This window comes from Methanosarcina barkeri 3, assembly GCF_000970305.1.
Lineage (GTDB): Archaea > Halobacteriota > Methanosarcinia > Methanosarcinales > Methanosarcinaceae > Methanosarcina > Methanosarcina barkeri_A.
The window spans coordinates 2588713-2613670 of record NZ_CP009517.1 but is presented as its reverse complement, the minus strand read 5'-3'; the positions used below and the strand labels follow the sequence as shown (position 1 = coordinate 2613670).

18 protein-coding genes and 2 tRNA genes are annotated in these 24958 nt (G+C 37.4%); 9 read left to right on the top strand and 11 right to left on the bottom strand.

All coding sequences use genetic code 11. The annotated features are described in order from the left end of the window. The first annotated feature begins 24 nt into the window (after positions 1-24). Positions 25-618: a cobalt-precorrin-7 (C(5))-methyltransferase gene (locus MSBR3_RS10485; RefSeq protein ID WP_048108020.1), complete on the top strand. Its 594-nt coding sequence runs from the start codon at positions 25-27 to the stop codon at positions 616-618. 278 nt (positions 619-896) lie between these two features. Here MSBR3_RS10485 and MSBR3_RS10480 read toward each other — a convergent pair whose 3' ends face one another. After that, positions 897-1661 (bottom strand): A24 family peptidase C-terminal domain-containing protein, encoded by a 765-nt coding sequence (locus tag MSBR3_RS10480; protein ID WP_048108018.1) that lies wholly within the window; start codon positions 1659-1661, stop codon positions 897-899. Between the two features lie 377 nt (positions 1662-2038). Between MSBR3_RS10480 and MSBR3_RS10475 the strand changes: the two genes are divergently transcribed. Beyond that, a tRNA-Val gene (locus MSBR3_RS10475) sits at positions 2039-2112 on the top strand. A gap of 154 nt (positions 2113-2266) precedes the next feature. Here MSBR3_RS10475 and MSBR3_RS10470 read toward each other — a convergent pair. The 3 genes from MSBR3_RS10470 to MSBR3_RS10460 form a co-directional block, all read right to left on the bottom strand. Then, the gene (locus MSBR3_RS10470; protein ID WP_052723363.1) at positions 2267-3886 is read right to left on the bottom strand and encodes a cryptochrome/photolyase family protein; all 1620 of its coding nucleotides are present in this window, start codon (positions 3884-3886) and stop codon (positions 2267-2269) included. A gap of 354 nt (positions 3887-4240) precedes the next feature. Then, on the bottom strand, positions 4241-4471 hold the full coding sequence (locus MSBR3_RS10465) for a DUF3006 domain-containing protein (protein WP_048108017.1): 231 nt from the start codon (positions 4469-4471) through the stop codon (positions 4241-4243). Positions 4472-4473: 2 nt separating this feature from the next. Then, a complete protein-coding gene (locus MSBR3_RS10460; protein WP_052723362.1) occupies positions 4474-5760 on the bottom strand; it encodes an MBL fold metallo-hydrolase in 1287 nt (428 codons plus the stop codon). Positions 5761-6491: 731 nt separating this feature from the next. Between MSBR3_RS10460 and MSBR3_RS18945 the strand changes: the two genes are divergently transcribed. Continuing rightward, the gene (locus MSBR3_RS18945; protein WP_155396791.1) at positions 6492-7127 is read left to right on the top strand and encodes a hypothetical protein; all 636 of its coding nucleotides are present in this window, start codon (positions 6492-6494) and stop codon (positions 7125-7127) included. 423 nt (positions 7128-7550) lie between these two features. Here MSBR3_RS18945 and MSBR3_RS10450 read toward each other — a convergent pair whose 3' ends face one another. From MSBR3_RS10450 to MSBR3_RS21455, 3 genes are all read right to left on the bottom strand, one after another. After that, positions 7551-8897, bottom strand: coding sequence for a hypothetical protein (locus MSBR3_RS10450; RefSeq protein ID WP_048108015.1), 1347 nt, complete (start codon positions 8895-8897; stop codon positions 7551-7553). 440 nt (positions 8898-9337) lie between these two features. Beyond that, on the bottom strand, positions 9338-10366 hold the full coding sequence (locus MSBR3_RS18940) for a pentapeptide repeat-containing protein (protein ID WP_052723360.1): 1029 nt from the start codon (positions 10364-10366) through the stop codon (positions 9338-9340). Between the two features lie 720 nt (positions 10367-11086). Then, positions 11087-11215 carry a hypothetical protein gene (locus MSBR3_RS21455; RefSeq protein ID WP_268989078.1) on the bottom strand — a complete coding sequence of 43 codons (129 nt, stop codon included), beginning with the start codon at positions 11213-11215 and terminating at the stop codon, positions 11087-11089. A 70-nt stretch (positions 11216-11285) separates the two neighbouring features. On the opposite strand from MSBR3_RS21455, the gene MSBR3_RS10440 reads away from it, so the two are divergent. Next, a complete protein-coding gene (locus MSBR3_RS10440; protein WP_230627393.1) occupies positions 11286-13409 on the top strand; it encodes a carboxypeptidase-like regulatory domain-containing protein in 2124 nt (707 codons plus the stop codon). A gap of 652 nt (positions 13410-14061) precedes the next feature. Further along, entirely contained in the window at positions 14062-14295 is a 234-nt protein-coding gene (locus tag MSBR3_RS10435) for a hypothetical protein (RefSeq protein ID WP_048108013.1), read from the top strand. A gap of 299 nt (positions 14296-14594) precedes the next feature. Here MSBR3_RS10435 and MSBR3_RS10430 read toward each other — a convergent pair whose 3' ends face one another. The 3 genes from MSBR3_RS10430 to MSBR3_RS10420 form a co-directional block, all read right to left on the bottom strand. Continuing rightward, positions 14595-15266 carry a pentapeptide repeat-containing protein gene (locus MSBR3_RS10430; RefSeq protein WP_048108011.1) on the bottom strand — a complete coding sequence of 224 codons (672 nt, stop codon included), beginning with the start codon at positions 15264-15266 and terminating at the stop codon, positions 14595-14597. 172 nt (positions 15267-15438) lie between these two features. Further along, a complete protein-coding gene (locus tag MSBR3_RS10425) occupies positions 15439-16998 on the bottom strand; it encodes a PKD domain-containing protein (protein WP_052723359.1) in 1560 nt (519 codons plus the stop codon). A gap of 831 nt (positions 16999-17829) precedes the next feature. Beyond that, a tRNA-Gly gene (locus MSBR3_RS10420) sits at positions 17830-17901 on the bottom strand. 329 nt (positions 17902-18230) lie between these two features. On the opposite strand from MSBR3_RS10420, the gene MSBR3_RS10415 reads away from it, so the two are divergent. The 3 genes from MSBR3_RS10415 (at position 18231) to MSBR3_RS10405 (ending at position 23555) form a co-directional block, all read left to right on the top strand. Continuing rightward, positions 18231-19880 (top strand): ATP-dependent DNA ligase, encoded by a 1650-nt coding sequence (locus MSBR3_RS10415; RefSeq protein ID WP_048108009.1) that lies wholly within the window; start codon positions 18231-18233, stop codon positions 19878-19880. 214 nt (positions 19881-20094) lie between these two features. After that, positions 20095-21849 carry a DNA polymerase/3'-5' exonuclease PolX gene (gene polX, locus MSBR3_RS10410; protein ID WP_048108008.1) on the top strand — a complete coding sequence of 585 codons (1755 nt, stop codon included), beginning with the start codon at positions 20095-20097 and terminating at the stop codon, positions 21847-21849. Between the two features lie 443 nt (positions 21850-22292). Further along, the gene (locus tag MSBR3_RS10405; RefSeq protein WP_048108006.1) at positions 22293-23555 is read left to right on the top strand and encodes a diaminopimelate decarboxylase; all 1263 of its coding nucleotides are present in this window, start codon (positions 22293-22295) and stop codon (positions 23553-23555) included. Between the two features lie 205 nt (positions 23556-23760). Here MSBR3_RS10405 and MSBR3_RS10400 read toward each other — a convergent pair whose 3' ends face one another. Next, positions 23761-24126 carry a hypothetical protein gene (locus tag MSBR3_RS10400; RefSeq protein WP_196296938.1) on the bottom strand — a complete coding sequence of 122 codons (366 nt, stop codon included), beginning with the start codon at positions 24124-24126 and terminating at the stop codon, positions 23761-23763. A 137-nt stretch (positions 24127-24263) separates the two neighbouring features. Between MSBR3_RS10400 and MSBR3_RS10395 the strand changes: the two genes are divergently transcribed. Then, a complete protein-coding gene (locus MSBR3_RS10395) occupies positions 24264-24602 on the top strand; it encodes a winged helix-turn-helix domain-containing protein (RefSeq protein ID WP_048108005.1) in 339 nt (112 codons plus the stop codon). Positions 24603-24958 lie beyond the last annotated feature (356 nt).

Sequence of the window (24958 nt, the reverse complement as noted above, 5' to 3'; positions counted from 1 at the left end):
TAAGACAGGAAAGGGGAAGAAATAATGATCATCGTAGGAGTCGGAGTTGGGCCCGGAATGCTCACGGAAGAAGGAATTAACGCTATAAGGAAAGCTTCTGTGGTTTATGGCGCAAAAAGAGCCCTTGAGATTGCTCAGGAATATATTACATGTGAAGCAAAACCGATTAAGGACTATAAATCACTTCACCTGCTGCCAGCCGATGCAGTCGTCCTGTCTACAGGCGATCCCATGTTTTCGGGGCTCGGGAAATTTGCAAGGGAACAAGATACGGTCATACCCGGGATTTCCTCTATGCAGGTTGCCTGTGCGCGTACAAAAGTGAACCTTACCAACCTCTGTGCAATCACAGCCCACGGCAGGGAATGGGAACCTGCAAAAGCCGAGTTGATTCGGGAGTTAAAGAACGGAAGAAATATCTTCCTGCTGCCGGAAGAAACTTTTGGCTCACTTGAGGTCGCAGAAATCCTTAAAGAGCTGGGTATTGAAGCTGAACTTTATACCTGCGAGAACCTCGGCTATCCTGAAGAAAGGATTGCAAAAGGCACGCCTGAAAACCCGCCGGTTCCGGAAACAAATCTTTACGGGCTGCTTGTCGTACAAAAAGGCAATTCTTGAACCGAGTACAGATTTTCGGCTGTCAGATAGGCAGAATCCAGTGCGACCGATAGTTCTGTAAAGTCTATGATTTTCAGTGTGCGGCGAAACAAGTGATAGTACTGAAATCTATCTCTGGATATCTCCGGATTTAACATGGCTTGAGGTTTGACTTGCCATGAAGTTTAACCTACCTTGACTTACCATGAAGTTTAACCTACTTTGACTTACCAAAAATTTAGCTTACCATGACTTACTATGAAATGTAGCTTACCATGAGTTTTAACTGATCATGAGTTTTAACTTACTATTAGACTCATGATCGTATAAAAGATCAAATCTCCAAAAACAACAGCAGTAATAAATCCCGCTGTAATTGAAAGCATAAACGGCAGACCAGGAGTAACCCATATCTCTTTTTCAATCAAACCTTTTTTTAGATATTCTTCAAGTTCCGGTTTTCGGTCCGCATCGAAGTCGAGGCCTGTACGAGCAAACTTTTTTATGAGGCTTCCGGTTTCGTCAAGCTCAAATTTTTCAAGCAGGCCAAGGTGTTTTTTAAATTTCAGTGAAGAAATCTCTGTCCTGTATCCTATAAACATGTAAAGCGGATTTTTAATCATTTCAGGCGAGAAATGAAGAAGATTGTAGCCGAACATCCCGAGAGGAACAAGTGTTGTCAACAGAAGAGCGTTTCCCAGGACAGTAAATGTGAAAAAACCTATTGGTGGAACTCCTAGTAGAGGATATATTTTCCCTGAAAAACCAAACACCGGATAAGAAGGAAAAAGGATGGAAAGCACGATCAATCCTTTTGCATCTCCTCCTCCGAAAGCCCCAAACTGAAACAGGATATAGACGATGGTAAAAACAAGAATTCCTGAAGAAAGAAGAGATATGAGGTAGGAAAGTCCATCTGTGTAAATTTGATAAATAACAAATCCCGAACCCGATGTAAGCATGCATTTCCAGACCTTATTTGAGACTCTGCGGGATTTAAGGTCCGAATAACACGAGTACAATAAAAAGGGCATGCTGAAGAGAATTTTGAGGATTTCTATCATTTCAACCCTGCAATGAAATTAGTTTTTACAGTTATTCATATTTCATACTTATTTACTTTATTGATTATGTAAAAAACGTTTCTTGCAGAACAACTGAAGATTTCAGTTCCTATCTGAAATTTCAGCACAGTAGAAACGAGCTGAACCGACTTGATATTAAGGTTGAAAGTAGATCGAAAAGAGATCGAGAAAAGATTGAAAAGAGATCGAGAAGAGATCGAGAAGAGATTGAAAAAAACTGAAATCCAGATTGAGTAAATATAATAGCAATCTCATAACGTGTCGGGTCAGCCTCTACCGTTGTTAACAAGCGATAAGCTTATACATAAGAAGTTCTATTTTATGGTGCTTATTCTTTCTAAATTTCAAAAAGTAATGGGCTCGTGGTCTAGACGGTTATGACGTCGCCTTCACACGGCGGAGGTCCTGAGTTCGAATCTCAGCGGGCCCACTGTCTGTTTATTCTTTCTTTTCTTATTTAGAGGTATTATAGACTTCCTTTTCTAATGCTTCAAGTCTCAATTCTAAGTCTGACTCCTTTAAAAATAAGCAGGTTTTGTTGTAAAATCTGTGTGTAACTTGTAAATAAAAATTTACTAAACTTTCTATACACTATCTCTCTTTTCATGTGAATCTATTTTTTCCAGGAAATTTGCAGCTATATCTCTTAACTTGTTTCTTTTGTCTTCACGCATCTTGTCCCAGGTGCTTACGAGTAACGCAGTTCTGTAATTTTTCAGTAGGAAGTCCCTTTTTTTGTCAATGAAGGACCAGAAGAGAGCATCCCAGATATCATTCCATTCTCCTCTTTCGTAATCTCCCATCTTCATAAGGTAGGCAGATCCTGAAATGTAAGGCTTTGTAGCAAAAGTTCCCCCATCTGCAAACTGACTCATACCGTAGACGTTTGGGACCATCACCCACTCTGTGGAATCCACAAAGAATTCCATGAACCAGCGGTATACTTCATCCGGGTGGATTTCACAAAGAAGCATGAAGTTTCCAAGCACCATTAGTCTCTGGATGTGATGAGCATACCCATACTTTTGTATCTGCCGGATAGTAATGTCTACAGGTTCGACTCCTACTTCTCCTGTATACCATCTAGAGTCTAACTTCCTTTCGTGCCCAAAAAAATTGCCTTTTATATCGGACGTGTGATACATTCCTCTCATAAATTCCCTCCAGCCAATGATCTGGCGGACAAAACCCTCAAGGCTGGAAAAAGGAAATGTATTTTCGTTATTTCCTCCTGCATAATACTTTTCGTAATATTCAATAGTTTTTTCGATAACTTCTTGAGGAGTAAGTAGCCCGAAATTCATTATTGCGGAAAGAACAGAATGATATAGAAAAGGCTCATTACTTGCGAGAGCATCCTCATAAGGTCCCCAATAAAAGAAACGTTCCTTAAGAAAAGAATCGAGCCAAGTAAAGGCATCTTTTCTGGTTGTGGGCAAATAGAATTCCGATGATTTACCTGGATTAGAAGAAAATAGTTTATCAACAATGGCGATTACATCTTCAGTGTGCTGGGTTCTTGGAGCAGCTCTAACCGTGGGAATTTTTAAATCGCGGGGTATTGACTCTCGGTTTTCCTGGTCAAAGTTCCATTTGCCTCCTAGCGGAAGCCCGTCATCGGTTAAAAGTATTTTCAGGCGTTTTCGCTGCCATATATAAAAATCATTAAATCTTAGTTTTTTTCTATTCTTCCTGTACCTTCTGAATGTCTCAACTGGCGTTAAAAAACCCGGCGAGTCCACAATTTCAAGCTTGATATTATTTTGTGCACAAAAATTCCTGATACGATCCCTGAAAAAGGAGTCTTCTATATCGTAACTTACAATTTTCGGTATCGAGTAATCCTTAAGAACACTTTTCAGTTTTACCTCATAACTTAGATTTTCTTTTTCATCAAGCCTTTTGTTATAATAGGGTGCATCTATTGCAGGAAGCTCCCAGTAGACTAAATTATATTGGTTGCTTAACCAGTCCCGATAAGAGCGCATAGCTGAAAGCACAAAGACCAGCTTCAACTTATGAAAAGTATAATGAGTACAGAGTCCAGGATCTTCAGCCATGAAAAAAAGGGTCTTCTCATCAGGTTTAAGCCCTATGAGAGAAGAATATAAACAACTTCCTGGAACAAGAGCAAGCTTTTCGTAGCTTCCTCTTCCTTTTCCGGACTCAGTATAAACTTTTTTACCTGTTCTGACTTGATCCATATTAATCCCCTATTTTCGATATTGATAGCAGAAAGGGATCTCTTATCCATTGGTAAATGCCCTGGATATTTAGAGGGGTTGCATCAGGATCCTTAGGTATAGATTCTGTCAGCGTATCTTGAATCTACTGGGTGCGTCCAGAAAAGCTTTAGATGTAATGAGAGCAACTGTTAGCTGTCCTCCTGCTATGAACCATTTCCAGGGAGAAGGTATTTTGTATAGAATACGTCCTGGATTTTTGCAAAATTTTTTCTAGTACTCAGAAATAGACCCCTTAAAAAATGATTAGTTTTTTAAGTGATATTTTCTTCATCCTCGGTAATTTTAACAAATTCAGAGATAGAAATACAACTATCATCCTCGATTCTTATTCTTAAGCTTCTCAAGCAGGTTTGATACTCTTTCCTTCGCATTCTCTGTCTCTTGCACATCTTTGGTGATGGTAATATCCAGAACATCACCTTCCTTGCTGCATGCAGGCAACAAAAAGAGAGGGATGTCAATTTTTATTGACTCGTCATCCCTTATAAGCAGCACTGCATTACCTTCTTCTATACGGTCAAGAGTAACTTTGAAATTTTCCATCTTCAGCTCTCCAGTTTTGAGATCAGCTTTCCACTATTGTCGTAGAGATATGCTGTGTCACCATTGTTATTCCATATAGGGTCGTTTAATTGCCAGTAAAGCTCAGTAGCTGAGTTTGTGCCCTTTCCAGTAAATATAATTACTGTGGTTCCTGCATTCAGGGTGTAAGACTGAAACGTATAGATATGTTTACTGCCTTCATCTTCAATTTTCCAGCCGTTCAAAGAAACTGGAGAAGACCCTGTGTTTGATATCCGAACCCATTCATCTTGAAGATTCAGGTCGCTCACATAAACAGTCGATTTTGCAGAACCTGGAGTTTCCGACTCTTCACTTGTTGAATCTGTAGAAGTGTAGGCTCCATTTCTACTGGAAATGGTCCCGGTTTTTTCAGTTGTTATGGTATAAGTAGATCCATCGGTTGTAACAGTAATTGTTCCATCCAAGTCTGTTCTGTAGACTTTTGAAGCTTTCTGTAGTCTTTCAAGAATCTCAGCATGAGGATGTTCATAGTCGTTTCCTGCTCCAACTTCGATAACACTTACTTCAGGACTTACAGCTGAAATGAACGATGCTCCACTGCCAGATCTGCTGGCGTGATGTCCGACTTTTAATATGTCAGAATCCACATTATATCCAGCTTTCATGATATGTTCTTCTGTTTCAAGGCCTGCATCACCCATGAGCAAGAATGAAGTGGTTCCGTAAGTTACCTTGAGGACTACTGAGTTTTCGTTCAAATCTTCAGAATATGTCTTTGCAGGATTTAAGACCTCAATATCAACAGCAGGATCAAACTCGATTTTTTGACCAGCTTGAGCTACCTGGAAGGGAATATTTTTCTGATCAATAGTCTTCAGCATATTCTCGTAAGTCTTAGAGGTATGAGGGTATCCGCTGTCAACAAAATGCTCTACCTGGAAGTTGTTAAGGATCTCGTTCATCCCTCCGATATGATCAGAATGCGGATGGGTTGCAACTACATAATCCAGTGTTGAAATTCCCTGGTCCTGCAAGTAAGCTGTGACAACTTTTCCCTGATCACTTTCTCCTGCGTCAACTAACATGGATTTTCCATCAATCTCTAGGAGCATTGAGTCTCCCTGACCAACATCCAGGAAATGCACGGTAAGATTCTGGCCTGATATAGTAACGGTATCTTGAGTAGTTGTAGGAGTTGTTTGTTCCGAAGCTGTTTCAATCGGAGTCTCTTTTTGATCTGTACATCCGGTTGCAATGAGTATTAGGGTCAGGCAGAAGATTGCGGCAGTCAGCTGGAAGGGTTTCATAAATATATTAATGCGTCAGATGTATTAGAAACTTGCATTGAGATCCCTTAAAACTTATTTTGTTCTTAAAAGCTAAAAAAATGACAATTAATTTCAAAAAGAAGTGATTTAAGCTTATATTTCTAAAAGGATTCGAGATCGAGTATTTCTATCTGACGTAGATTCGGCATAATAGTCTTGTTTTCTTCATCAGATCTAAATGGACTTTACACGGCTGAGGTTTTGAGTTCAAATCTCAGCGGGTCCACTTTCTTTTTCTGATTTAGAGGTTTTATAAACTTCCTTTTCTAATGCTTCAATTCTTGCTTCGATGTCAGATTTTGCTTCTGGTTGCACACTAATCTTACCATCAAATTTTCATCAAGGGAAATTGCGTATAAGTTATCAGTTGTGAACTAAAATAAACATTGTCATTTATATTAAAATAAGGGGCAGATAAAAAACAAAATGAAAACATATGTAGGCAAGCATTCAATATTTAAACTTCAATTGAAGAGATAAACAGGCTAAGTTAAATTGCTTTCAGAAAAGATAAGTATACTTTTTCTGTTCTGACTAGAATCCAGAACTCCGAAAATAAAAAAAGATACTAAAAAACGAAAAATTCAAGCAAGGTGAAATTCAGAGCACATGGGCAATTGAATAGAATGGTTTATATTCTGTTGTAATGTTTACAACATATAATTGACTTTTCCTAGGCTCTTATTGATTGATTATCAAGGGTGATGTACGTGAGAGAATTTAGTTTAGAATCTCTTAATCATGTTTTTGAAATGGGTGAATTTGAGCATTGCTCTTATGATAATATCGAAACAAATTTTGAAATATCCCCAGAAGATTTTCTTACATATGCTGAGTATGATTTGACAGCTAAATATGACCATCACTTAGTGAATTCATTATCTAATACTAAAAGAGCTATTGATTCCCAATTAGATTCCCTATTAATTGGATTTGGTTTATCTGAAAGATTGAAAAAGTTGAATTTCCCCAAAAAGATTGAATTCTTAAATAATATAGGAGTGATTTCACCCCGAATTTTGACCAAAATCAACAGAAAAAGAAATCTTTTAGAACATGAGTATAAGAATCCAAGCGAAGAAGAGGTTGAAGATGCATTAGATGTAGCTATACTTTTCATAAATTACACAAATAAATATCTGTTTCAGGCAATTACTTATTTAAGCATAATCTATGAGGATGACGAAGGAAGGGATTTAAATTCAATAGAATTAGATTGGATTAATGGAGAGCTCATCTTTTCATTCCCTCCGCTTGGAGAAAACGTAGTAATAAAAGCTGACCAAACAAACTATGAGCAATATCTGAAATTTTACCTTAAAGCGTGTACAATATTATTGAGGTAAATTTTGAGAAGGCAATAGAAGACAAAATACTCGATTCTTTACAGCACGTGTTAACAATAGCGAACTAAAGTAAACATTATTATTTACGCAAATGTAACCCTGATGTGGAGTCCCTCTTCCCCTCAATCAACGTAACAAAGTTATAATAACAGTGATACAGATGAGAATAACTTCCACATGATGCATATCGTCTGTCATATTATACCTCCGATATTTTTTACAATGATATCTGAAACTCATAAATAGGTAATAACTAGTAACCAGTACCAAGTCACTGGCTAAGTATGAGTAATCAGCCTCCTGGCTACAGATATTCTTAGTTCATCACATGGAGTTTTTGGGAGATTTCCTCTCACATCAGAGCTACTAAAAATCTTCGTTTATCTATAAACAGGTTTCGAAATTATTTGGTAGATTTATAAATTATTTTTTCCATGGAACTTTTTCGACTTCTCCTACCCATCTAGGAATTAAACGATTACGATAGTCTTCTAAGTACCCACACTCTCTAAGCAACGAAAGCTCAAGGTACCACAGACCCAGATTCCATGAGTCATGGATGGCTGAACCAAATTTTAAAGGCTCATATATGTTTCTAGGATGTACCAAATAATTGCGCATTTTAGTCAAAGCAATAGGTGCATTAATCCATTTCGTATTTTTGTCTAGTTTTTTTGTATCTATTTGATCATTGACATCTTCTGCTAGCTTTTTCAACTTAGGTGTATTATCAGTTAAGTCTATAGGAATATTCAAATCACAAAAAAGATCTTCCAACTTCTTTGCGGCATTAATGTTCCTTGATGAATTTGCTTTAAAATGCTCAGAGTATAACCTTTCAAGTGCAGACTGAGTTAAGATTACTCCAGCATCAATATTGGAAGTGTTAGAAATTATATACCAGTATATAACCTTCTGAAAAGTCTCCTTCCAGTCTTCAGAAACCCAAAGATTCATAAAACCAGGAAAAATATTTTCTAACTGCTCAGAATGATGTTCATCAAACCATGATCCTTTTGCAGAGGAACAAGATTCTTTTGGAGATGACCATGATTCCCATACTCTATCTGAGGAGTTAACACCTACTGCACATACGGGATTACACCAGTTTCCTTTTGCAAAAGAGAAAAAATAATATAGCATGCTAAGCATATGTGCAGCTTCTTTACCTGAAATGAGAGTATTATCTTTTTTACGTAAATGACCTATATGCGTTAGACAATAGCCACCTTCTTTTTTTAATTTTTCAAAGTTCATTTCAGATTTTCCCGAAGGCTTGAGTTCTATGATCCAGTTATCTGCTTCTAAGTGAACATCTTCACAATATTTTCCTTTATTTGCACATATTTTTTTGAAATTAAATAAATGAAAAACAACATAATGCATCTGGGTATCCTCATCTCCAAGTCCAACTATTGGCTCAGAAGGTGGGGAGAAAATCAATGAGTATTCCTTAGGATTTGAAGTTGTTATCCATGCTTCAATATTTTTTTTGTGGCTTTTTAGCTCTAATGAATAGAGCTCTGGTGTGCAAATAAGTGCGAATAATTCTACCCTATGAACATAATCTAATTCATCTATGTTGGTAATATGTATATGAATCCGAGGTTTTGGAAGGAAATCAAGATGAATTTCTGCATTGAGGGTAAATAAATCAATCTTATTACTATCTTTAATCAATACTTGATCTTTTGCAATAACTACAGATTTGTTCTGTTCATTGAATGGAAATAAAGGAACAAACTGTTCTCTACATTTTATCTCTTCCATATTTATCACTAACCACAATAGTATAAAATTTAACATTATAACTCGATATAGTAACATCTGTTTTTCGATTTAGTTTTTGACACATAGATCAGTGAAAGGTTGACAATAATAATTTTATCAATCCTTTTTTATGAAATTCGCTTGTTTACTTAACATTACAGAACATACAGGAATAGGATGGTATTTGGTCGAGAAAAAGTAAGTAAATGTGGTATATTTTTATAAGGCAACAGTACACGGCGGAGGTCCTGAGTTCGAATCTCAGCGGGCCCACTTTTTAGAGTCTTATTTCGGATTCTAAAAGCGTATTGAGCTTTTTCCCAATACTTCAATTCTTGCTTCAAGATCAAATTTTACTTCTGGTTAACGATTGTTATTTTTTTCGATTTTGTCGAAATTTAAGTTTTAGCTTAGTTTTTTATAAGAGTTGCTCTTTTATTTCAGAAGTAATCTTCAGGGTGCTTTCCTGTAGGAGAAAATAGATAAGGATGATTGTCTCTTAATATTTTTTCTAGCTCATCATCTAATTCAGCGTTATAAAGCGTTTTTACTTTAGACAGCTGGTCAACTGATACGATTGCATCTAGACCGGGAAACTCTGGAGAAGAGTTAACATCTTTAAGGTGTGCTCCTTCAAGATCAGCTCCACAAAGATTAGCCTCCTCAAGATCAGCTCCACAAAGATTAGCCTTTTTAAGATTAGCTGACCTTAGTTTGGCTGCTAGAAAATCAGCTTCTTGAAGATAGGCACCTTCAAGATCAGCCTTTTTGAGGTTAGCCCGGTAAAGGTTAACCTTCTCAAGATGAGCCCCTTTAAGGTTAGCCCCATTTAAACAAGTTTCATGCAGGTCTAAACAATCTGACTCGCCAGAATTAAAGAAGTATCTGCGTCTTTTAATGACAGTAAGAATTGCTTGAATATCAAAAGAAACTTTATCTTGATTTTTAATGTCCTCAGTTTTTATATTGTAATTTTCTATGGGTGAATTTTTCCTAATATAAGCTGTTAAAATCTCCATAATTGGCCAGTAGTCCTTACCAGATCTATCTGCAATTCTCTCAAGGGCATATATTCCACCCAATCTAATCTCTATTGCCGGATTTCCTGATTGATCAATAGCTCCTAATTGATTTACAGCTCGAGTAAAGCGTTCAGTAATCTGACCTTCCCTAGCAGTTGTAAGATTTCCCCAAGCAAAATAAATACCAATCAAAACGGCAATACCACCGAATATTTGAGCAAAAATAGAGATTAATTGAATTGAAGTCGTACGATATTGATTAATTAAATTAGCTTTTTCTGTTGCGTTAGTTATTCCATATTGAGATACTTGATTTACAGGATATGTGAATACTAAATAACCAAGAAGTAAGGCAATAAACACAAGAGCAACAGCAAAAACAATAAGAATCCATATCAATAGTTTGTGTTCTCTTACATTCTCATATGCTTCCTTTTTTAGTGCCATAATCCATGTCCTTTACTTGAAAAATAAAATTATCCTTAATCGACTGTGAACTCAAATAAACATTATCATTTATATCCAAAGGAAGAGTAGATCGAAAGATAAGACGAAAATATGTATAAGAACTGATCATGTTTAATATATGTTTAATGTCATAGTTTTAGTATGTATCGTAAGTTATTCATCGAAGGTTTTTGTTTAGGATTTACAATAGCAATTCCTATCAAATATGGAGTTTCATTAGATCCAATTTACTACCTAACTCTTGTACTAACAACTATTTCTAATGCCACAACCAATGTATCAAATAATTCAAATTCTTTATTTGATCTAGATTCATTCATTAGTCGTCTCATAATTATACTGGGTCTAATTGGGATTATAATTTCTGTGGTTGGAATATACGATATTTATACGGAAATACAAGATGAACCTCTTAACAAACTATCTGTTTACGGGTTTGGATTTCTCGTTGGATTGATACTAGTTTTTAGATTGTAATAAAAAACAAAAAGAAAAACAGTATTAAATCTTACAGTCACATTAGTTGAAGATTCGGTAAATACTGTAAAATAAGTTAGATGATTCAAAAATGGAAATTATGATCTCTTTGGTTACTCGTGATTTACCTTTTACTTTGATAATAAAAAGGCGGCGGAAGTAAAAAATATAAAAGAGTAATACTATAGAAAGATATATGATAAGTATTAAACCTACTAATTTTTATATTTCTCTACTTTTGTTTATATGTTTTTCTTCAGCAAGTTGTTCAGCTGAAATTATCGATGTCGGCCCAGGGACTTCTTTTAGCCCTACAGGCTCAGACGACCAGAAAGTTATCAACGCTGCCATACAATCAGCGAATTCAGGTGACACTGTACAGCTTGCATCGACCACGTTTCACATAAGTTCACCCATAATCATGAAATCAGGAGTAACTCTTAACGGAAATGGGATTGGTGCTACAGTAATCTATTGTGACAATCCCGAATCTAATTTTGCAACTCAAAATATTATTAACTGTGAAGGCATTTCTGATATTGAAATTTCAAATTTCTTAATTGATGGTGGTTGGGGATCTTTAAGTAAAATGCATGCAGCAAAAAACAAGTATAGGGAGTATGAAAAAGGAGTTCTTTTATCCGGCTGTTCAAATGCAGTTATTCACGACTTAAAAATGCAATATAGTATGGGGGACTTTATTTTCTGTAAAAAAAATACCAGCAGCGTTCAGGTTTATAATACCGTATGTAAACCTGGCCATGATAGTTTTGATGCATGGTCTGCAGGTGATGGAATTTTAATATTTAATAATTGCTGGGGTACTTTTATAAATTCTTGCATTAAAATCCATAATACGAAAAACGTTCAAATTTGCAAGAATACTTTCTATACCGATACCGGTTCCGGTAATGCTGGCGTAGAAGTTATGGGAGGTAATGTAACAGGCCTTAAGATTAATAATAATATCTTTTCAACACTTCAATTAAATACAATTTATCAAGACCAGGCTGACGGTGCTTGTTCAGGCAGGGGTACTATTTCAAACAATATATTCTATAACAGTCCCGAATTTAATGGAATTAACGGCATGAATATTAAATCAACTGATAATATTGTAACCAGCTCCTATTCATGCTCCAGGGGTACAAAAGACTGTGGGTATGTTGCAGAAAACGGTACAAGAAATTTACCTGTTTACAATGGTTCTGTAGAACCTTCTGTTACTTTTCCAGCGGATGGCAGTACGATTTCAACTGTTAACGGGTATGTAAGCATAAGCTGGGCATATTTGAATGCAACCAGGTATTCTATCAACGTATATAACAGTACATCAAAGTTCGACTCTTCTCACTTAATATACAGCCTTAACACTTCTCAAACATCTGCAAGTGTGCCAATAAACCACAATGGAGCATTTACTATAAAAATCGGTGCACGTGATGACGTTCATAATTCATGGGTATACAGCAGTCCTGTAAGTTTGTTCACAGTAAGTGGCAAAAAATCGGCTACAGTTTCTTCCGGCATATTTGGATATTTAACAGACGCAAAAACAGGCCAACCTGTTCAGAATGCTGTAGTTACATTATCAAATAATACGTGGAATTCTATTCAAATTACTGATGTTGATGGACTTTACCAGTTCACTGTGAACAGTGAAAAAGGTAAGTACTGTTTAACTGCTTCAGCAACAGGCTACCTTAACGATCCGGAATTGCCAGTAAACATGACAGGCATAAACACGGAAATAAACTTGAAAATGGTGGAAGCACCTGATTATTGTGCACCACACTATGTACAATTATATATTTCTAATAATTCAAATGAAAGGATTTATGGATGTGAGGTTCAGATTTACACACCAAATAATGACCCAGCTAATGAAAAACCTAATTTTTGCGCCTGGACGAATAAGGAAGGTAGAGCAAATTTCCATTTGACTCAAGGTGTCACATATAAAATTGTAACAATAACTTTAGATGGACAAAAGTACACTCACAAATTGACGCCTGATCTGGACCAGTACACTATTAAAATACCTGCAGGTACCCTATCTGTAACACCTGCAAATACCACATCTGTAACGCCTGCAAATACCACATCTGCAATACCTGTTGTGAAGACTGTGATCAGTGCAAACTGTACTTCTAAACAGATAAACAATACTGCAGCGTATATTAATGCAAGTTATTATGATTCTTCATCACAGTCCAGCAATCTGACTTTTGTATTGGGCACTATGGGTCGTGGAAAAACATTTGTGCCATGTGGAATTCCAGGTACTAATGACAACGTAAGTAACCCTATAGGAGTGGTAACTGACTCTTTTATAGTTACTAACTATTCTGGAAAAACATACACTGTGAGAATCACTGCGCAGTCTCAAACTTACGGTTCCGTATGTGAAGCTGTTAATGTATCATTCCCGAGTAAATCTTCAAATAATAATTTACCGTCTGTAGGGTCTAACATGAGTTATCTCTGTATTTTAATCCTGGTTATTGCAGGACTTATATTGTCAAAAACTCGTAAGGCACATTAATTATCCATGTCTTATTATAATTTTTCATTTTATGAAACAATTTTCTAGTGACTTGGTTCCCCTTTTAATGAGTAAGAAAAGATTACGTTATTTGGCTAGCCAATAACGGTTTTTTCGTTGTTTATGCTCAAGCCTTTACACGGTTGAGGACCTGAGTTTTAATCTTAAAGGGCCTATTTTCTTTTTTGACTTTATTGTCTCTACTTTTGGATTTAGAGCCTTTACAAACTTCCTTTTTTAGTACTTCGATTCTTGCTTTAAGGTCAGATTTTACTTCTGATTGTACAACTTAAAGCCACATTTAAGCTCTTTTTCAAGGATGATTTAAACAGATTTACCATTATATTATCATTGTACTATCATCGTAATATCATTGTACTATATTATATTATCATTATAATATCATTGTACTATATTGTATTATCATGTATTACTATCGTATTACCATTGTATTCATTTTGAGTACTTGTAAGGTTATTCCTGCTAAAATCTGTTGCTTATAATCAGATTAAGCTCAATCGTCAGTGAAAATTCATACCCGAATAAGGAGGGACTAAAAGCAACTAAACCAAAAAATTAATAAAGAATTAATGTATTAAATTGTAAAAAAGTTCATAAAGTATTCCAGAAGAAATTATCGGGAGATCTCCGCGTGAAACGAAAATTCAAATCAGGAGAAAGTTATCTTGTTTTGTATGACTGTGGTACTGCCATTTTACACTATGGAGATTCGTCTCCAGTTAAATGTGATTATTATGAAAGTGGAAACCTCATAACAATTAGATTAGAGGGAGATACAATGCAGATGATAATAGAAGAAGGAAGCATTAGTTCGATTATGGGTGATAAATGGGAAGAGGTTTATCCATTTGAGGTTGCATTATGATACTTATTCTTTTCTTTTATAATCTTACTATAAATATTGTAGTTGTCTAACAATTTGAATACAATTCACTTAGATTCTGTAAAGGATTGAAACGTCAAAAAGTATTATTCTTAGGCTGGATATATATAAACTCTATTGGAAGATCGTAATACTAGTGCTTTGATTCCAAAATCAATTCCTTATTTCTTGGAAAATATCTGTGATCTGCTGATCTATTAAAAAATCAAGTTTTATGCAAAACTTCGGAACCGTAATACTAAAAACTTATAATGGAAGTTCTGGTAATATTCGGTCAATCATCAGGTTTTTTCAAATAGGGAAGGATATTTCTCTTTTAATGGAACCAGAATCTCCTCGTCTAATTTTGCGTTATAAAGTGTTTTCACTTTAGAAGCTTGCTCAATAGATAAATCACGAGCTCCTGTAAGGTTAGCTCTTTCAAGGTTTGCTTCCTCAAGATCAGTTTTCAGAAGATGGGCTTTGTGAAGGTCTGCTCCATAGAGGTTAGCGCCTCTAAGGTTAGCTTCTTGAAGGTTTGCCTCTTGAAGGCCAGCTCCATACAGGTCAGCCTCCTCAAGATTAGTTCCCTGCAGATTAGCTCCCTCAAGATTAGCCACCTGAAAGTTAGCCTTTTTAAGGTTAGCTCCTTTAAGGTTCGCCAGATGAAGGTTAGCCAGTTGAAAGTTAGCTCTTTCAAGGTTAGCCTGTTCAAGATTAGTTTTTACAAGGCTAGCTCCCTGTAGATTAGCTTCTTGGAGGTTAGCTTCCTGAAGATTAGCTCCTTTACCTTCAAGAAGATGAGTATCTGAAAGGTTGGCTCCTCGAAGATCAGCCTTTTTAAGGTTAGCTCCTCGAAGGTCAGCTCCTTCAAGGTTAGTTTTTACAAGGTCAGCCTCTTGAAAGTCCGCTCCTTGAAGTTCAGCTCCTATAAGATTGGCTCCCCTAAGGTGTGTTTTCCCCGATATACCCATAAAAGTAAATCTGCTCTACGTTGAAATAAACATTACTGCTCCGGGAAAGTATCTTTTACTCCTCTAAATATGGTTAGTGGTGTTTTACTCAGAATATAGTCTGTAGTACTTTTAATTTAGTCCCCACTCCTCTTTAAGTTTGACCTCTTTTAATGTCCCTTATTTAGACTGCTCATTTTTTGGCTATTACAATATATCCAGATATTGTTTTAGTGTTACTTCCTTTTGCATTCTTTACTGTTAAACTGACAGTATATTTTCCGGCTTTACTATATGTATGTACAGGGTTTTTGGCTGTTGAATACGTTTTGTCTCCAAAGCTCCATTTCCAGGAAGTGGGGTTGTTGGAGCTCTTGTCAGTAAACTGAACTTTAAGTGGAGCTTTTCCTGAACGTGGAGAAGCTGAAAATGCAGCAACTGGGGATTTCAACGTGTTTACGACAATATAATTCTTTACTGTTTTCGTACTTGTTCCAGCCACATTCTTTACTGTTAAGCTGACAGTATATTTTCCGGCTTTAGTGTAGGTATATGCAGGACTCTTGACTGTTGAAGTTTTTCCATCTCCAAAACTCCACTTCCATGAAGTTGGACTATTGGCACTTTTGTCAGTAAATTTTACTTTCAGTGGAGCATATCCTGAAGTTTGAGACGCAGAGAATGCGGCAACAGGTGATTTTGGTTGTGGTACTCCAACAGTAGCCATGTAAATGTCAGATTTCCATTTCTCATTATTATATTGCCATACTATGCTGTTACCGTAGATAGCAGGAGAGTAGGCTGATCCTTTGGCGCTGATTTTCATTTTCTGATTAGTGGAAATATCATACATGTAGATACCATGATTTGTTCCACCATCATCCTTCCCGCCATCATCCTCCCACACTATCCTGTCACCATAGATAGCAGGAAATGCCTGAACGTCTGGACTGCTGGTTATCTGAGTTTCCTTTTTAGTGGAGACATTATACATGTAGATATCAGTGTTTCCATTCCGAGTATCGGCGTATACTATCCTGTTACCATAGATAGTAGAGCCCTCTGCTGATCCACTGGTGGTTATCTGCGTTTCCTTTTTAGTAGATAGATCATACATGTAGATATTCCAGTTTCCTGCACCGCTATCGCCTTGCCATACTATAATGTTACCATAAATAGCAGGATAGTATACTGGTCCGCTGGGGGTTACCTGAGTTTTCTGGGAAGTAGAAAGATTGTATATGTAGATATTATAGTAGTCATCGTAGACTACTTTATCACCGTAGATAGCAGGTTTTTCAGTATTTCCTGGAATCTCAGTATCTTTCTGGGTAGATATATCATATATGTGAATACTACTATAGTTGGTTGAGTCCCCCCATACTATCTTGTTACCATAGATAGCAGGACTGCCGTGTATCATTCCAGAGGTGGAGATCTGACTTTCTTTTTTAGTAGAAAAATCGTACATGTAAATGTTGCACTCTTCACCGCGATAATCCGTCCATACTATTCTGTTACCATAGATGTCAGGAGAGTGTGCTAATCCGCTACTACTTATTTTAGTCTCAATGACCTTGGACGAAGCGCTTTCCTCAGTAGTTGCCAACGCTGAAGATGAAGCATAATCGTCTTTTATAATGGCGTTTCCTGTATCACTCTCAATAGCTGCCAATGCTATCGATGAAACTAAAAGCAAGATTAGACCTATTGAAATTAAACCTATCTTAAGTATAGTCTTTTTTCTATTCATATTTCCCATCTCAATTTTTTAAAATCATAAATTTAACTTCAATTATCAAGTATTATATATTATAGTTAAGACTTTCCTTTTAATTCTTACATGTATAAAATTTAATTTATAGTTATGAGAAAAGTTGGCTTTATCGACCGGAAAAGTTCGGAAACTGAAGAGTTTCTACTGCAAGAATACAGAGGTAAAATTTCTAAGATCTCAAATAAACTCAAAAAAAGCTACGATATATAACAAGATGTGGGTACTGAATCATAGTTAACCCAGAATATTATACTAAATAATTGTCACAGAATAGATTAGGCAAACTTTTCATAAAGTTAATTTTTAATTGGTAATAATGATCTTGAAAATTAAAGCATCCAGTAGAAACCTGTTAATAATTTTGTTCTACGATGGCTCCTAATTAACTGCATATCTCATTGATTTTGTATGTTACATATATAGAAGAAAAGATGGCTGGAGAGAGTTGAAGAAACCTAAAACTTAGTCGAATAGACAATAAGAGTACTCATGCCTACAAGCAAAGACTGCTGGCTATCAAATAACCGTCTTTGTTAAGTCAACTAGTGGCTTTATATTCCGATATCGTTAAACCATATAGTGAATTGCGTACCTTTTCTGCATATGCCCTCCAGTGATCTATCATCACTTCTCCAATTGTGAGTGGAACTATTACATTTTGGGCAGTTCATAAAAAAATATAGGATCTAATGATATATCTATAATTATTTACCAAAATAATAATTTTAAATTTAAAAAAATTTAATTTAAAAAAATTTAATTTAAAAAGCTTAATTTAAAAACGACTTAGTCTCAATGATTTTTCAATGCGACTGCCGGGATTCGAACCCGGGTTCTAAGCTTGGGAAGCTCAGGTCATAGCCACTAAACCACAGTCGCATGAAGATGTGCAGAAGTGATGTGTATTCCTCTCATGCATCTTTTAGATATTAAAGGTTTCGGTAATGAAGAAGGAACGGCAGAGATAGTTGTTTTATGGAAAAAAGAGGAAAAACTCTATTTCTGAAATTTGAGGATGCAAAGCGATAAAGACCTGCAAATTGAATAATTGAATTATAGTAAAGAGAAAAATTTCAAAATTTCAAAGCGTTTTTTTCGGGGAGAGGATAATGGCTCGATTCATGGAGCTTGCGGAGCTTTTTGAGGAACTTGAAAAAACAACATCCCATAAGGAAATCATCCAGAAAATTGCTAATTTTTTTTAGGGATTGGAAGGAAAGGAAGTAAAGGATAGTGCATACCTTTTTCTGGGGAGTATAGGACCTGCCTTTGAAAATACAGCGCTGGGGATAGGGGATAAACTCGCTTTAAAAGCTATTGCCTGGGCATACGGAGTTTCCGAAGAAGATGTTAAAAGAAGATATTCAAGGATAGGAGACCTTGGCGATGTAGCGTTTGAATTAAACATGGGAGAAGGGAAGTTACTGGCAATTGATGAAGTGTTCGGAAGGCTAAAAGAGATAAAAAAAGCCACAGGAAAAGGAAGTCAGGAGGAAAAGACCGAGCTGCTTTCCAGTATCCTGCAGCGAGCTAGCCCCAAAGAAGGAAAATACATAGTCAGGATTGTACTGGGAAAACTCAGGCTTGGGTTTGGGGACCAATTTTTGCTTGAAGCATTTTCTATTGCTTTTACAGGGGATAAAAAATATGCTTCCAGGATCAAAGAAAGCTATAGCGTCTGTACCGATATAGGAGAGCTTGCAGAATCCCTTGCGGAATATGGTCCGAAAGCTCTTGGGCGTTTCTCCATAAAACTCGGACGGCCTGTCAGGTCAATGCTTGCGCAGCGTGTGAAAACTTTTGAAGAGCTTGAAGAAAGAATACCCGGAAAAAAAGCAGCCGAAGAAAAATACGATGGAGAAAGAGTTCAGATTCATAAAAACGGAAAAGAGATTACAGCTTTTTCTCGGAGGCTTGAAGATATAACTGCGCAATATCCCGATATTGTGGAAGCGGTCAGGAAAGGCATTCTTGCGGAGAAGATCGTGCTTGATGGGGAAATTATCGCATACGTTGAAAACAGGAAAGCAGATGACTCTTCAGAAGAATTTTATTCATTTCAGAAACTGATGAAGAGACGCAGAAAGTATGAGGTCCAAAAATACACTGAAATCTACCCTGTTGCTGTATTCTTTTTCGATATTCTCTATCTGGAAGGAAATTCACTCCTGAATAAATCATACCCGGAAAGAAGAACTCTCCTTGAGGAACATTTAAGGGAGTCAAGAACGCTTCGCCTGGCTAAAAGAACTGTTACGAATAATCTTGAAGAAATCGAGGACTTTTTCAACAAGGCTCTGGAAAAAAGGCTTGAAGGAGTTATAATTAAATCCATGGATGGAAATTCGATTTACGAAGCCGGAAAAAGGAGCTGGCTCTGGCTTAAATGGAAAGAAGAGTATGCCAGCGGGATGAGAGAAACCTTTGACCTTGTGATTGTAGGGAAATATTATGGACGAGGAAAAAGAAAAGGTTCATTTGGAGCCCTCCTCTGTGCAGTTCTAAATGAAAAGAGACACCGTTTTGAAACTTTTACAAAAGTAGGGACAGGCTTCACAGAAGCGGATGCAAAAGAAATAGACAACTTGCTTTCAGAGCATGTTATTGCCGAAGTCCCTAAAAATGTATTCATAAAAAGTAGAATGCTTCCTGATATTTTTGTAGAGCCTGCTCTGGTTATTGAAGTTCTTGGTTCGGAAATTACGGAAAGTATAGGCCATACTGCCGGACAGGGAGAAGGAGATACCGGACTTGCTCTTCGTTTTCCTCGTTTTTTACGCATAAGATACGACAAAGGACCTTATGAGATCACCACAGTTAAAGAAGTCTGGAATTTTAAGGAAGACAAAGGCATTTGAAGACTTAGTAAAGGAAGATATTTAAAGATTTATTGAAGAAAAAAATGTTTGAAGATTTAGTGAAGAAAAAAATATTTGAAGATTTATTGAAGAAAAAAGGTATTTAAAAGCTTATTGAAGAAAAGAAAGGTATTGAAAACGATTGAAGGAAGGGAAGAGAGGGAAATAAAAAAAAGAAACTGGAAAAAGAAAACACAAGGGGTAGGGGTAACAATTGAGAAATCGAGAGATTGCCGAGCTATTTTATGAGGCTGCTGACATTCTGGAATACCAGCAGGTTGAGTGGAAACCACGAGCTTATCGTAAAGCTGCTCAAATGATAGAAAACCATGGTGAAGACATCGAAAAAATCTATTCCAGAGAAGGAAAAGCCGGACTGACCGAAATCCCAGGCATTGGGGAGTCAATTGCTGACCATATTGCTGAGTATCTGGAAACAGGCAAGGTGGAAAAATTTGAAAAGCTTAAAGAAAAAGCACCTTCAGGTACTCCAGAACTTATGGAAATTCGAGGACTTGGGTCAAAGAAAATAAAAAAGCTTTCCGATACCCTTGATGTAAAAACGCTTTCAGATCTTAAAGACGCTATTCGTGCCCACAGGCTCAGGAGGCTCGAAGGATTCGGAGAAAAAAGCGAAGAGAATCTTGCAAAGGCAATTGAGCAGTATGAGAAAAGCCATGCCAGGATAGCTTTAGGAAAAGCACTTCCACTAGCAGATGAAATTATATCTGCGTTAAAATCCCGGTGTGAAAGCAGAACCTCTAAAGTCGACCTCTCGAAAATAATATACACAGGCTCACTCCGACGGTTGAAGGAAACAATTGGGGACATAGACATCCTGGCAGAAGCTGAAAAAGAAGAGGCTTTGAAGGTAATGGATTGTTTTGTTTCCCTTCCGGACGTCGAACAGGTTATCTTAAAAGGCAGCACAAAAAGCAGCGTAATTCTGCGAGAAGGAACAGTTATTGACCTGAGAGTAGTCCCACCTGAAAGTTACGGAGCAGCTCTTCAGTACTTTACAGGTTCAAAGGAGCACAACATAGAACTTAGAAATGTTGCCATCAAAAACGGTTACAAACTTTCGGAATACGGGCTGTACTTAAAAGGATCCGATAAACAGATTGCAGGAAGCAGCGAAGAAGAGATTTATGAAAGACTTGGTCTTGCCTATATCCCACCCGAACTTCGAGAAAACCGGGGAGAAATTAAAGCCGCTGCAAGAAATACCCTGCCCAAACTGGTAGAAGCAGGTGATCTCAGAGGAGATCTCCATATGCATACGGAATACAGTGAAGGAAAAGACACCCTTAAAACCATGATTGAAAAAGCAGAAGCTCTTGGTTATGAGTATATCGCAGTAACCGATCACTCCCGTTCTCAGAAAGTTGCAAATGGTATGGAAGTTGAAGAATTGAAAGTTCAATGGAAAGAAATTGATAAGCTCTCAAAAAATTTCAAGATAAAGATTCTCAAAGGATCTGAGGTAGATATCCTGAAAGATGGAAGCCTTGATTATCCGGATGAAATTCTCAAAAAACTTGATGTTGTGGTAGGAGCTGTGCATTCCGGTTTTGCATTTCCTGAAAAGAGAATGACCGAAAGGATTGTCACAGCTCTGGAAAACGAATATCTCGATATCCTTGCACATCCCTCAGGAAGACTGCTTGGGAAAAGAGAGGCTTATGCCGTTAATTTTGAAAAGGTTTTTGAAGTTGCCGCTGAAAATGGAAAAATAATGGAGATCAACAGCCAGCCTTCAAGGCTTGACCTTAATGACGAGCTTATCCTGCGTGCAAAGACCTTTGGCCTGAAGTTCTGTATATCTACAGACAGCCATGCCGTTTCCGACCTAACCTACATGCGATACGGCCTAGGACAGGCGCGTCGAGGCTGGTTGGAAAAAGAAGACGTTGTAAACACCTATCCATACTCCAGGCTTAAACAAGTTTTCAAAAAAATGAATATATGACCATATTGTGTCGCAACCGTTGACCCGAAACCGTTGACCCGAAACCGTTGACCCGAAACCGTTGACCCGAAACCGTTGCGCCGGTTTATCACGCCGATAGGGCCAGGGGATAAGGTTTTCAAATCCAAACATTACTGGAGTTTTTGCTCAAGCCTTTTATTAAAAAGACTATAACCACTCCCATCGCATAGCCCAAAACAAAATTTGAATAAATCACCTCTCCTGAGTGCGTTAAGAAAATAGCTTTTCTTGCCCATAATTCAGCCCTCTTGAGTGAACGAAGTGAGCGAAAAGGGCCCCGTCCTCCCGAGACGGAACTCGGGTGGCGGAACTCGGGTGACGGAACTCGGGTGACGGAACTCGGGGCAGAAAGACTAATAAAGGAGTAAAAGTTCAAATTGATACAAAACTCCATTAAACAAAAATCAGTAAAAGGTAATAATATGGTTTCAAAGGATCTTCCCTTCACTAAAGAAAAAATTGTGGAAATAATCAAAAAACATCCCACCCCATTTCATATTTACGATGAGAAAGCTATTCTGGAAAATGCGCAGAGAATAAAAGCAGCCTTCAGGGAAGTTCCGGGCTTTAAAGAGTTTTTTGCGGTAAAAGCCCTTCCAAATCCCTTTATTCTTAAGATTCTCAAAGAAGAAGGATTTGGTGCGGACTGCAGTTCTTTACCGGAGCTAATTCTTGCCGAAAAAGCGGGAATTACTGGGGAAGACATAATGTTTAGCTCAAACGATACTCCTTCTGAAGAGTTCCTGAAGGCAAAAGAGCTTGGAGCATACATAAACCTTGATGACATAAGCCATATTGACTACCTTGAAAAGTATGTTGGGCTTCCTGATATTGTCTGTTTCAGGTATAATCCTGGCCCTCTTAAAGAAGGAAATGCGATTATAGGAAAGCCTGAAGAAGCAAAATACGGTTTTACGAGAGACCAGCTTTTTGAAGGCTACCGCATACTCAGAGACAGGGGAGTAAAGCGGTTCGGAATGCATACGATGGTTGCTTCTAACGAATTAAACGCTGACTACTTTGTGGAAACCGCAAAAATTCTTTTCGAACTTATAGTTGAAATCTCAAAGGAACTCAATATAAAGTTTGAATTTGTGAACCTCGGTGGAGGCATAGGCATCCCATACAGGCCTGAAGAAGAACCTGTTTCCTTCGAAGCTGTGGCAAAAGGTGTCAAAGAAGCTTACGAAGCCACAATCACAGCTAATGGACTTCATCCGCTTAAAGTCTTCCTGGAATGCGGCCGTGTAATTACAGGTCCCTATGGCTACCTGATTACTCAGGTTCGGCATCTCAAATATACCTATAAAGACTATGTAGGGATGGACTCCTGTATGGCCAATCTCATGCGACCTGGTATTTACGGAGCCTATCACCATATAACCGTGCTCGGAAAGGAAAAAGAGGCTCCTGTCCATAAGTACGACGTAACAGGCTCTCTCTGCGAAAACAATGACAAGTTCGCAATTGATAGGCTGCTTCCAGAAATTGAAATCGGAGACATCCTTGCAATCCATGACACAGGAGCTCACGGACATGCTATGGGCTTCAATTACAATGGAAAACTCCGTTCTGCCGAACTTCTTCTCAGAAAAGACGGAAGTGTTGTGCAGATAAGGAGAGCCGAGACCATTGAGGATTATTTTGCAACCCTGGATTTCGAAGCCCTGAAAGATTTCAAGTGAAAGAAGTCTTCAGCAAAATTGCAAAAATATCCCAAAAGAAAATTTACTGAAAAACCAAAGACAGGTGAATAGCAGAGAAGTTTCATTGCGAAATCTTACTGCTGCACCTAAATACCTTTCTTTTACACGAAACTTACTCAGGATTTATGCGTTTGAAGTATGAAATTAAGCTTACTCAAGAGAGTGAGAATATAAGACAGAAACATCACATGTTAGAGAAGTCATCTTCATACTCTCTGCACTCCTGCGCACTTATCATTCCACAGTTCAAAAGGCTCAGCGATTCAAATATGCCTTCACCTACACTTATTCCTTTCAAAGCGCATTTCTTCACTAAACGGTCGTAAAGTACCTCATTTTCGTTTTTAATAAAATCGCACATTTCCGAGATAAACTCGTCTGTTATAAGTGGTTCATCTTTGTTTATCCAGTTATCAATTGACTCGATAAGATATTGACGTATGGATTTGTTCCTTCCAATATCCATAAGATTCATAAAAGCACATTCATCTATGCTCAGAACCCACTTACCAAGTTTATACTTAAACATATCTCCACTATCATCTTCCAAACATACCCCTCCATGATGATCAAATTCTCACAATAACTAGAGAACTCATGCTATTTAACTCATCATAGGTGTTATACTGCGAATTTCTCTTCCCCAAGATTATTTAGATACGGCGGCCAATATATTAATGATCAAATATGACTCCCGAGGAAGCTGCGAAAAGAAAACAAGAATGGGTTTCGAAAATGAAGAGCGAAGGCAAAATGAAAGAGGATATGACAGAAGACCACAAGGCCTGCCTTAATGCCTTGCAAAACCCTGTACGGAGAAACATCCTCAAAGTTCTGGTAGAACATAAAAAATCGCTGGAAGAAATTAAAGACGAACTCAAGCTCACGGATTCTCAGGCAAGTTATAACCTGAATATGCTGGAAAGTACTCTCTGTATTGAAAAAGAGGAAAGTGAAGGAACTATATATTATGTCCTGACTCCCAGAGGAGAAGGATACATGGAAAATGTGGAACTGAAAAAGTAAGGGTGCTGAGCTCAGTAAAACCAGGACTCACCAGGACTCGGTAAAAAGTGCCTGGACTTGGCCACTTGGACCGTTAAAAAGCACCTGGACTAGGCACCAGGATTCGTCAAAGAGTACCTGGACTCAGCGAATAAACTTGGCAGAGATTCCGAAAATACACACTTTTGCATACTTTTTTCGTACTTTTCTCCGGAATCTTGAATACTTGAACTCATTTACTCAAAAGAGAAGGAGAAATGAGAAGAAGAAATGAGAAGGAGAAGAAGGAGAAATGAGAAGGAGAAGAAGGAGAAATGAGAAGGAGAAGAAGGAGAAATGAGAAGGAGAAATGAGAAGGAGAAATGAGAAGGAGAAAT